The sequence below is a fragment of the Nitrosospira sp. Nsp13 genome, from assembly GCF_900101945.1.
Taxonomy (GTDB): domain Bacteria; phylum Pseudomonadota; class Gammaproteobacteria; order Burkholderiales; family Nitrosomonadaceae; genus Nitrosospira; species Nitrosospira multiformis_D.
This window is the reverse complement of record NZ_FMVD01000011.1, coordinates 102500-113182: the sequence shown is the minus strand read 5'-3', so window position 1 is coordinate 113182 and position 10683 is coordinate 102500. Positions and strand designations below refer to the sequence as shown.

The 10683-nt window shown below is 54.5% G+C and carries 6 protein-coding genes; 1 reads left to right on the top strand and 5 read right to left on the bottom strand.

Features of this window, described 5'->3' with window-relative positions:
• The first annotated feature begins 608 nt into the window (after positions 1–608).
• Entirely contained in the window at positions 609–2804 is a 2196-nt protein-coding gene (locus tag BLO43_RS12810) for a primosomal protein N' (protein ID WP_090907393.1), read from the top strand.
• 76 nt (positions 2805–2880) lie between these two features.
• Here BLO43_RS12810 and BLO43_RS12805 read toward each other — a convergent pair whose 3' ends face one another.
• The 5 genes from BLO43_RS12805 to BLO43_RS12785 all read right to left on the bottom strand — a co-directional run bounded on the left by BLO43_RS12805 (position 2881) and on the right by BLO43_RS12785 (position 10677).
• Entirely contained in the window at positions 2881–3765 is an 885-nt protein-coding gene (locus BLO43_RS12805; RefSeq protein WP_090907383.1) for a fructosamine kinase family protein, read from the bottom strand.
• A 22-nt stretch (positions 3766–3787) separates the two neighbouring features.
• The gene (gene argH, locus BLO43_RS12800) at positions 3788–5203 is read right to left on the bottom strand and encodes an argininosuccinate lyase (protein WP_090907382.1); all 1416 of its coding nucleotides are present in this window, start codon (positions 5201–5203) and stop codon (positions 3788–3790) included.
• A 233-nt stretch (positions 5204–5436) separates the two neighbouring features.
• The gene (locus tag BLO43_RS12795) at positions 5437–7047 is read right to left on the bottom strand and encodes a peptide chain release factor 3 (protein WP_074630236.1); all 1611 of its coding nucleotides are present in this window, start codon (positions 7045–7047) and stop codon (positions 5437–5439) included.
• 10 nt (positions 7048–7057) lie between these two features.
• Positions 7058–9172 (bottom strand): ABC transporter ATP-binding protein, encoded by a 2115-nt coding sequence (locus tag BLO43_RS12790; protein ID WP_090907381.1) that lies wholly within the window; start codon positions 9170–9172, stop codon positions 7058–7060.
• Positions 9169–10677 carry an ABC transporter permease gene (locus BLO43_RS12785; RefSeq protein ID WP_090907380.1) on the bottom strand — a complete coding sequence of 503 codons (1509 nt, stop codon included), beginning with the start codon at positions 10675–10677 and terminating at the stop codon, positions 9169–9171. The genes BLO43_RS12790 and BLO43_RS12785 overlap by 4 nt, the downstream gene beginning before the upstream one ends.
• Between the last annotated feature and the right edge of the window lie 6 nt (positions 10678–10683).

Below are 10683 nucleotides of genomic sequence, written 5' to 3'. Positions count from 1 at the left end.
CTATCCCCGAAGATGCGCCAAGTCAAGCAGTTTGTCGGACAGGCAATGGCTAAACCCCCACCCGTCAATCCACCCGGCCCTTGCTTTTTTGCGGTTAAGTCCATTGTTTTAAGAAAGATGGCAGAAAACGGATTCCCTGTCCTCTTTCCAAAATGAATTGACATGTCCATTCGGCTTCAATTACGACCGCGCATCGGTTAAATTGCAAGCATATCTCATGCCAATATGGCCGTATCTTTAGAATCAGCGGGTTGAGCATAATTTCCAGGTCCCCGCGCAAAACATGTAAAGAAATCCGACATTCTTGTGCCGCGGGGATATTGACTGAGCATGTCACTTATCCGTCCGTTGCATTGTTTACATAGGTGCTCCGCTGTTGTTTGCAGAACTTGCAAGGATGATATGGATGGCACGCGTAACGCAAACCGCCGGCCTCCGATCCTGATGATAAGTCATTCGTCATATATGATGACGGCTCTCGCAAAGAATCTCTACCAGCGTCCTTAATATTGTTGCGGTTCCAATCAACGGAAGATAAATCAGCGGTAGATTTTCAGAGGATAATATTCGGAATTTCCTATCAATCCAGTTCCAGTCTCCATCCCAAGATGCCTATCATTCGCGTCGCGCTCGACGTTCCTGTCAATACGTTATTCGATTATCTTGCGCAGGACATAACGGCACGGGATATCGGCGTTCGTGTGTCCGTCCCATTTGGAAAAAAGCAGATGATAGGGATGATTATGGAAGTATCCACTCACTCTCTGGTTTCGTCCTCCAAGCTCAGACATGCCGTTCACATATTCCGGGATATTCCCCCCCTGCCCGCGTCATTGCTCGATTTGTTTCGATTTTGCAGTGCCTACTATCACCATCCGCTGGGCGAGGTGGTAATGAACGGCCTCCCCGGCAGGCTACGCAGTATTAAACCCGTTGTGGCCGATCCTGCCGCCTCCCGATATTGCCTCACGCCCGCAGGATACGCAGCCAGCCTATCAGCCATTCCCGCCCGTAATATTGTCAAACGTCGCTTGCTGACAGGGCTGAAAGAATCCGGCGTCATGCACATTGAGGAGGTAAAACGGCTTTCTCGGCGTGCACCCGCCGCATTGAGGGAATTCATAACACTGCGCTGGGTTGAGGAAACATTGGCCGTTCATCCCTCCACCGTGGCTTCCCTTAGTGAAATAACTTCGCCAGGCCCTATCCTTACCACAGATCAGGAAAATGCTGTCAATGACATCGCCGCCAAAATAAGCGATTTCAACACGTGGCTGTTACATGGTATTACCGGCAGCGGCAAAACAGAGGTATACCTGCAACTGATAGCGCTACTGTTGCGTCAAGAACGGCAAGCACTGGTGCTGGTTCCCGAAATCAATCTAACGCCGCAACTGGAAGCAATCTTCCGTGCGCGCTTTCCCGCCATACAATTGGTCAGCCTCCACAGCGGACTCAATCCGGGTGAGCGTTTGAATGCCTGGCTGCAGGCACAGCGGGGTGAAGCCAAAATAATACTGGGCACGCGCCTGGCAGTATTCACGCCACTGCCAAAACTGGGCCTGATCATTGTGGATGAGGAGCAGGATACCTCGTTCAAACAGCAAGAGGGATTGCGCTATTCGGCACGGGACGTGGCGATCTTTCGCGCCAAGCATGCCAATGCACCGGTGATACTGGGTTCCGCCACTCCTTCGCTTGAAAGTTATTACAACGCCCTGAGCGGCCGCTACCTCAGATTGCGCCTGTCATCCCGCGCGGTGAAGAATGCCGCGCTGCCAGTCGTACGCTGTATCGATACCCGCGCCGCCAAGATAAAAGAAGGTTTTTCGGACCCGTTAATCGCCGCGCTGGAGAAGTGCCTCACGTTACATCAGCAAAGCCTGGTTTTTATCAATCGGCGTGGTTACGCACCGGTGCTGCTGTGCAAGTCATGCGCATGGACAGCAACCTGTCATCGCTGCGCCAGCCGCCTGGTGGTGCATCTGCGTGAAAAACAATTACGATGCCACCATTGCGGTCATCAGGAGCGCTTCCCCTCCGTCTGCCCCGAATGTGGCGACCAGGATATCGTACCCTTTGGCCATGGCACGCAGCGGGTGGAAGCCGCATTGACCGAGCGCTTCCCCGAGGCACGAATTGTACGCATCGATCGCGACAGTACGCGCCGAAAGAATGCGTGGCAAAAAATACTGAAGGATATCCAGGAACAGCGTGTGGATATTCTGATTGGAACGCAGATTCTCGCAAAAGGACATGATTTTCCAAATCTGTCGCTGGTTAGCATCCTGAATTCCGATGCCTCGCTATTCAGTACCGATTTTCGTGCGTCGGAGCGCCTGTTTGCTCAGTTGATGCAAGTAGCCGGCCGAGCTGGACGGGCCACTATCTTGGGAGAAGTGCTGATTCAAACCGAATTTCCTGATCACCCCCTCTATCAGGCACTGCGGCGGCAGGATTATGACTCACTCGCGCAAACACTCCTGGCGGAAAGAAAGACAGCGGGATTTCCCCCTTATGTCTACCAGGCCCTGTTGCGGGCAGAGGCGCTGCAAATTGCCGCTGCGCTGGACTTTCTTGCCAGGGCGGCAACCATAGCGAAAGCGCCGAAGCTAGTCGAGATATTCGATCCGGTTCCGGCACAAATGGCGCGGTTAAGAGGAATGGAGCGCGCATACCTGCTTATACAATCCGGCTCGCGCAAGCAATTACAGGAATTTCTCTCTGTATGGCGGGCAAAACTCGACACGCTTTCGGCACACAAGGTGCGATGGACGCTGGATGTCGATCCGCTGGAGTTTTGACTGGGAATCCATGCACCTGAATCCGGCAGTCGACCGCGCATTTTTCGCTACCCGCCTGCCCCCTGCCCGTACCCTCTTAGTGAATTTCGGCAAGTAATCTGCCTGTCATTTGTTCCGCCTGGCGAAGATATCCGCCGCCGAACAGGTTGAGATGATTCAGGATGTGATACAGGTTATAGAGTGTTTTGCGGGTGGAGTAGCCAGGATCGAGCGGATAGGCTTCCCGGTAGGCCGCATAAAAAGCAGCGGGGAATCCTCCAAAAAGTTCGGTCATGGCAATATCCGTCTCGCGATCGCCATAATATACGGCAGGATCAAATAATACCGGTTGCCCCGCATGATCAAAACTATAGTTACCGCTCCACAAGTCGCCGTGCAGCAGTGATGCAACCGGCTTCGCTTCCGGAAAAAAGAAATCCAGCTGCGCCAGCAATTGTTCACCCTGTGTCTGTAATTTTCCGGTGTAGCCATTAACCCGGGCAAGTTGCAATTGATAGCCCAGGCGTTGCTCGCGCCAGAACTGTATCCAGCTGGGAGAATAACTATTGATTTGCAGCGTGGCGCCGATGGTGTTATCGCGCATCCATCCGAATTTTCCGGAAGAGATACGATGCATCGCAGCCAGTCGTGCGCCCAAGGCTGCAGTGCCACTACTGGAAACGTTACTCATTTCCAGATACTCCAGCACCAGCCATGCTTTGGATTTATTTTTCCCCCAGCAGACCGGTACTGGAACACGCAATGTATGGGAGCGGTAAATTTCTTGCAGACCCATCGCTTCCGCCTCGAACATTGCCAGGCTGTCCGCATGGTTCAGTTTGACGAAAAATCGCCGGCCATTACCTTCAATCCGATGCGCTTCGTTGATGCAACCACCACCGATGGAAGCGGCTTTTTCCATCGCGAACGGAAAGCCGGTGGAATTGGAGATTTGTGCGGTGATGTCGCTCCAGGGTAGCATAAGCGAATGCCGGATTATTGCTTCAGGGTAACCACTTCCTTGCTCGCTTGATGGCTGTCCTCACTTGTGCCGGTGCCGTTCCGCCGATATGGTCGCGACTATCTATCGAGCCTTCCAGGGTCAATACGGCGTAGATATCGCTGTCGATCAACCGGGAGAATTCTTGCAATTCCGGGAGAGTAAGCGCGCTCAGATCCCGAGCGCTCCCGTCCGCAAAGCGCACCGCCCGGGCTACGGCCTCATGCGCTTCGCGAAAAGGCAATCCTTTTTTTGTCAGATAATCGGCCAGATCGGTAGCCGTGGCGTAACCACGCATCACGGCAGCGCGCATTGCATCCCGGTTGACGCGCACACCGGTCAGCATATCGGCATAAATACGCAGCGTGTCAGTGAGCGTTTCCACCGTGTCAAAAAGAGGCTCCTTGTCTTCCTGATTGTCTTTATTGTAAGCCAGCGGCTGACCCTTCATCAGCGTCAGTAGCGCAACCAGGTGCCCATTGACACGCCCGGTTTTGCCACGCACTAGTTCCGGCACATCCGGATTCTTTTTTTGCGGCATGATGGATGAGCCGGTACAGAACCGGTCGGCGAGATCAATGAAACCAAACGATGGATTCATCCATAAAATCAATTCTTCGGATAGCCGCGACAGATGCGTCATGATCAGTGCCGCGGCGGCACAAAATTCGATGGCAAAATCCCGATCGGAAACCGCGTCCAGCGAGTTTTCGCAAACCCCGTCAAATCCCAGCTGTTGCGCCACCGCCTTGCGGTTGATAGGATAACTGGTCCCCGCCAGCGCCGCCGCGCCCAATGGCAATTTATTCATACGCCTCCGGCAATCGGATAATCGCTCGACATCGCGCTTCAGCATTTCAAAATACGCCATGAGATGATGACCGAAGACAACCGGCTGTGCCACCTGCAAATGAGTAAAACCTGGCATCACGGTATCCACATGCTGTTCGGCAAGCTCCAGCAATGCGCGCTGCATACTATGGATAAGCCCGATGATATCGTCTATCGCGGCACGCAAATAAAGCCGCACGTCGGTGGCGACCTGATCGTTACGTGATCGCGCGGTATGCAGCCGTTTGCCGGCATCGCCGATCAGTGTGGTGAGGCGTTTCTCGATATTGAGATGCACGTCTTCCAGTTCCAGGAGCCAGACGAATTCACCATTGCGGATTTCGTCGCGAATCTGGCCCAGGCCAGATTCGATGGCAGCCAAATCATGCTCATCGATAATGCCTGCGCCAGAGAGCATTCGTGCGTGAGCAAGCGATCCCTGGATATCGTATTCCGCCAGCCTGCGGTCAAAACCGACCGATGCGGTATAACGCTGCACCAGCTCCGAAACCGGCTCATCGAACCGCCCCGACCAGGTATTTCCGTTTTTGTTGGCGGCCGATGCATTTTTCTTTTTTGAAGTTGCCATTATCCTAAGTTCGGCAGTTGCCGCTTATTTTTATCCGTTTTTCAACTCGACACCATCACCCGTCATAACACCTTATTCCACTGAATTTTCCAGGGAATTTGCTACAAAATATCCCTCTGCCGGATTCAAGTCGAACGATGAGTATAAATCAAAATAACTTTCCTGACGTCACGCCGGATTTCCGCATCAAGGGACTTTGCGGCATTCACAACAAGGTGGCAAGAGATAGCGAATTACCCCTCCAGATGGGTCTGGAATACCAGCCCGGCATGCTCCCGCAATCTGTGGAACTGAATACGCTTCCAGCTCTCCTGAGCGACACTCAATTCTGCTCCAAATGACGCCAGAAAAGTGGGCGCATCCACCGCATCGTAGGCTACCCGATGCGCGTTGGTGTCGATGAACCGCTTCAGTTCGCGCGAATCATCGGACGTGACCCAGCGCGCCATCTGATACTTTGCTGAAGCGAGACGGGCATCTACACCATACTCGTGCTTGAGCCGGTGCGCCACCACTTCGAACTGCAATGTGCCCACCGCACCCAACAGCAAAGCACCTCCGGCATGGGGCCGAAATACCTGGATCGCCCCCTCTTCACCCAACTGGGTGAGTCCCAACTTGAGCTGCTTGCTGCGCATTGGATCGGCAATCTCTACCGTCTGAAAGATTTCAGGTGCAAAAAACGGCAAACCGGTAAACTGCAAGCGCTCGCCTTGCGTCAGTGTATCTCCCAACTGCAACGTTCCATGATTGGGAATGCCGATAATATCGCCGGAGTAGGCGATATCAAGCAACTCGCGCCGCTGTGAGAGAAAGGATACTACGCCGTTGGTACGGATATCCTTATCGCTACGTACGACCCTGAGGTTCATTCCACGCTCGAAGCGGCCCGAACAGATCCGCACGAAGGCGATGCGATCCCGGTGTGCGGGATTCATGTTCGCCTGAATCTTGAATACGACGCCTGAAAACATCGATTCCGCGGGTTGCACCTGACGCTGCAAGGCTTGGCGCGATCCGGGTGATGGCGCCAGGTCGACCAGTGCGTCAAGTACCTCGCGTACGCCAAAATTGTTGATGGCCGAACCAAAAAACACCGGGGTCTGCTCGCCGGCGAGGAAAGCCGCGTGACTGAATTCTGGTGAGGCACCACGTATCAGCTCGATTTCCTGCCGGGCGTGGGCGGCATTCGCCGCGAAACGTATCGCGATTTCAGGATTATCCAGACCTTCGATAATCTCGTCCTGCTCATCCAGCCTATCCGCGCCTGGACGAAAAACGCGCATGCGGTCGCGCCGCAAGTCGAATACACCATGAAAACCACGGCCCATACCCAGCGGCCAGGTAAAAGGCACCGCCGTCATGTTCAACGTCCGTTCGATTTCGTCAATGAGATCGAGCGGCTCACGTACTTCGCGATCCATTTTATTCACGAAAGTGAGGATGGGCGTATTACGCGCACGGCACACTTCCAGCAGACGCAATGTCTGGGCCTCTACACCATTGGCGGCATCGATCACCATCAACGCCGCATCCACCGCGGTCAGCACCCGGTAAGTATCTTCGGAAAAATCCTGGTGACCCGGTGTATCCAGCAGGTTGATGACGCAACCCCGGTACTCCATCTGCATCACGGAACTGGCAACGGATATACCCCTTTGCTTCTCGATCTCCATCCAGTCCGAGGTGGCGTGACGGCTCGCTTTCCGCGCCTTGACGCTGCCGGCGATATGAATGGCACCGGCAAACAGCAACAACTTTTCCGTCAGCGTGGTTTTCCCCGCATCCGGGTGTGAGATTATGGCAAACGTGCGGCGACGCGCCACTTCCTGATTGACCGCCATCAAATATTCCTCATGCTGAATCTTGTTCCTGTGGGTAAAGGTAGCACCGCGCCGTGTGCGTTGAACTGAATGCGCTTGTTTCGGGGTAATGCTCACGGCATATCGGCATGACATGCGGACAACGAGGATGAAAGTGGCAGCCGGATGGCGGATTGGCTGGAGAAGGCAGATCCCCATGCAGGTGGATGATCTGGCGCTTTGATGCGAGATCAATGACCGGTACCGCCGACAGTAGCGCCTGAGTATAGGGATGCCTGGGATGACCCAATACTTCATCCACCCGCCCCTGCTCCACGATTCTTCCCAAATACATCACCGCCACCTCGTCGGCGATATATTCCACCACCGAGATATTATGAGTGATGAATAGATATGCCAACCCCAGGCTGCTCTGCAAATCCTTCAGCAGATTCAGGATCTGTGCCTGTACGGACACATCCAGCGCACTGGTGGGCTCATCGCAAACAATCAGCCGGGGATTGACCGCCAGGGCGCGGGCAATGGCGACACGCTGGCGCTGACCACCCGAGAACTCATGCGGATAGCGCCATTTGGTTTCTGGCGGCAGCCCGACACTTTCCAGAAGCGCATCCACCCTTCCCTTCTTGCGGGTGGAATGATGCTCCGCTTGACTTGCTTCGCCGCCGTCGCCGCCATCTCCGACGTTCAGGGCATCCATGCCCTCTTCAATGATATCCACGATACGCATTCGCGGGTTGAGTGACGAATACGGATCCTGAAAGATGAGCTGGAATTCAGCGCGCATCTTCCGCAATCGCTTGCGTTCCATCCCGACGAGTTCAAGTCCGTTGTAACGCACGCTGCCTGCGGACGGCGGAATCAACTGCAGAATACCCTTGCCGACCGTCGTCTTGCCACAGCCGGATTCTCCCACCAGCGCCAACGTCTTGCCCTGCTGAATCGTCAGCGACACGCCATCCACCGCCTTGACATATCCGGTGATACTTTTCATCAGTCCCTTATGTATCGGGAAGTAAACTTTGAGGCCGGTGACGGACAACAAGCAGCTGGAGTCTCGTGATTCAGAAGCCCGTGTGGGCTGAGGACTTGATTCCGCTGATCTTTCAGAGTCCTGAACGGCAGCTTCGAAATGCTGACTCCCGAGTTTCGGGTCCTGAATGCTGGGACGGGTATCCTCATTAAAGAGATGACACCTCACCTGGTGTCCGCCTGCCACCACATTCCACCTCGGCGCGATCTCATGGCACAGTTCCCACGCATGGTCGCAACGGTCGGCAAAACGGCAACCGGTGAATTCGCTTGACAGCGGCGGGACATTTCCGCCAATCGCCGCCAGCCGCAATCCCTGCTCGCGCAGGGCTTTGCCCGGCAGGGAAGCAAACAATTTCTGCGAATAAGGATGCGCCGGACCGCTAAAAAAATCTTCGCGAGTCGCCGTCTCCACAATTTCACCCGCGTACATCACCGCCACCCGATGCGCCATTTCCGCCGCCACCGCGAGGTCATGAGTAATGAGTAGAATCGCCATGCCGTCGCGCTGCTGCAAGCTGCGCATCAGATCCAGCACCTGCGCCTGAATGGTGACATCCAGCGCGGTAGTCGGTTCATCGGCGATGAGTAGCTCCGGCTCCCCGGCCAGCGCCATGGCAATCATCATTCGCTGCTTCATTCCACCCGAAAACTGAAAGGGATATTCATTCATGCGGCGCGCCGCATCCGGTATACCCACCTGATTCAATATCTCCAGTACGCGTTCTCGTGCCGCCATACCGCTTAAATTGAAATGCCGCCGCAACACTTCACCAATCTGGTCCGCCACCGTCATTACCGGATTCAAGCTTAGCATCGGCTCCTGAAATATCATGCTGATGCGCTTCCCACGAACATCGCGCATGGCGGCTTCCGGCAGCAGAAGCAGATCTTCCTCGCCGATCCTGATAGATCCCGCCACGATCTCTCCCGCCTCTGGCAACAGTCGCATAACCGAGAGGGCCGTCATGGATTTTCCGCAACCGGACTCGCCCAGCAACACGAAGGTTTCACCCCTAAGAATCTGTAGCGTAAGACCATCCACCGCCCATACCGGCGCTGCACCGGTGTGGAGAACGGTTTCGAGATTCTCAATTTTCAATAAGGGACTCATGGCTGGGAGGAGCCTTCAACCGTGGGGGAAACGGATTGAGCCTCCGATTTCTCTCCGCGTCCTCGGCGATGCAATATTACCGCCTTTGCCGGCAACGTTTTTGCTCGTGGATCAAAGGCATTCTGTACCGCATCGGCAAAAAGATTGGCACTCAATACCAACGCGAACATAAAACCGAAGGCCGCAAGCAATGCCCACCACACCATCGGTTCACGCGCCATTTCCAACCGCGCGGCGTTAATCATGGTGCCAAAACTAATCATGGAAGGATCGACACCGACACCCACATAAGACAATACGGCTTCCGCCAGAACCAGTCCGCTGAAATCCATCACGGTGGCAATCAGCACGATATGCATCACATTGGGAAGAATGTGGCGACTGATGATACGCCAATGGGAAACACCGAAGGCATGGGCCGCCTGAATGTATTCCATTTCGCGCAGCTTCAAGGTTTCCCCCCGCAGCAACCGGCATAGGCCGGTCCAGCTGGTGACCCCGAGTATGATGCAAAGAAACAGCAGACGCAGGTCGGCACGCGCGGCAATGGTGTCGAATAACTCGGGATGGGTTTCTATATAGACCTGCATCATCAATACCGTTGCCGCAATCAGCAGGACACTCGGGATTGAGCTCAGCGTGGTGTACAAGTATTGAATGACATCATCCACCCAACCACGAAAATAGCCGGCCATGATGCCCAGAAGCAACGCGAATGGCAGCATCATCAGCGTGGTGAGCGTTCCGATCACCAAACCCGTGCGGATGCTTTTGAGAGACTGATAAAATACGTCCTGCCCCACTTTATCGGTACCAAATATGTGGTAACTACCGGATAGTGCCAGCGCGGCACCGCAGAATAGCAATATGAATGCAAGCGTGATACATACCGCATTCCATGGAACCTGAGTGGTGCCGCGCCAGATGGCGGAAAGCACCGACGAGAATTTTTCACCGCTACGGCGCGCCAATAGTCCGGTCAAGGAAACCACCACGATGCCCCATAGGAGAAGCCCCAAACCTCCACCCACGCCTGCTTTCCAGGCCACATCGGCCGTAAGCTCAGATTCGGGATCCTGCAAATGCGCGCCGCCGAATTGCAACCGGGGGAATTCCCGTACCTGCCGTCCATCCGGAAGCTCCGTTGTTTCTCTGGCGTAAAGAAAGGCGGCAAAAGGCGCGGAATAAGTCTTTTCCACGCGCGTCCGCAAAGGGGCTGCAATCACGTCGAGCAAACTCAGCACTTCCACACCGTAAGCTTTCTCGCCGTTGCCACTGTTACTATTCTCAACGGCAGGGCGTATATGCACTGTATCGAGCAATCCAACGGCAATAAAAAATACCAGAACCGTAAGTGCCGCCATTCCGCTCGCACTGTGTCCCACACGCCGCCATGGCGCCAGAAGATATTCATTGCGCCGCACATACCAGACGAAGGCGATAATCACCGCCACCAACAGGTAGACAAGTGCATCTGTCCAGAGAATTACCGGTTTGAAAGACATTTTAGC

What these genes read in the sequence shown, in the direction of transcription:
- argH (WP_090907382.1), bottom strand. Translation starts at nt 5,203, where the DNA reads ATGGCAACTTCAAAAAAGAAAAATGCATCGGCCGCCAACAAAAACGGA.
- BLO43_RS12810 (WP_090907393.1), top strand. Translation starts at nt 609, where the DNA reads ATGCCTATCATTCGCGTCGCGCTCGACGTTCCTGTCAATACGTTATTC.
- BLO43_RS12805 (WP_090907383.1), bottom strand. Translation starts at nt 3,765, where the DNA reads ATGCTACCCTGGAGCGACATCACCGCACAAATCTCCAATTCCACCGGC.
- BLO43_RS12795 (WP_074630236.1), bottom strand. Translation starts at nt 7,047, where the DNA reads ATGGCGGTCAATCAGGAAGTGGCGCGTCGCCGCACGTTTGCCATAATC.
- BLO43_RS12785 (WP_090907380.1), bottom strand. Translation starts at nt 10,677, where the DNA reads ATGTCTTTCAAACCGGTAATTCTCTGGACAGATGCACTTGTCTACCTG.
- BLO43_RS12790 (WP_090907381.1), bottom strand. Translation starts at nt 9,172, where the DNA reads ATGAGTCCCTTATTGAAAATTGAGAATCTCGAAACCGTTCTCCACACC.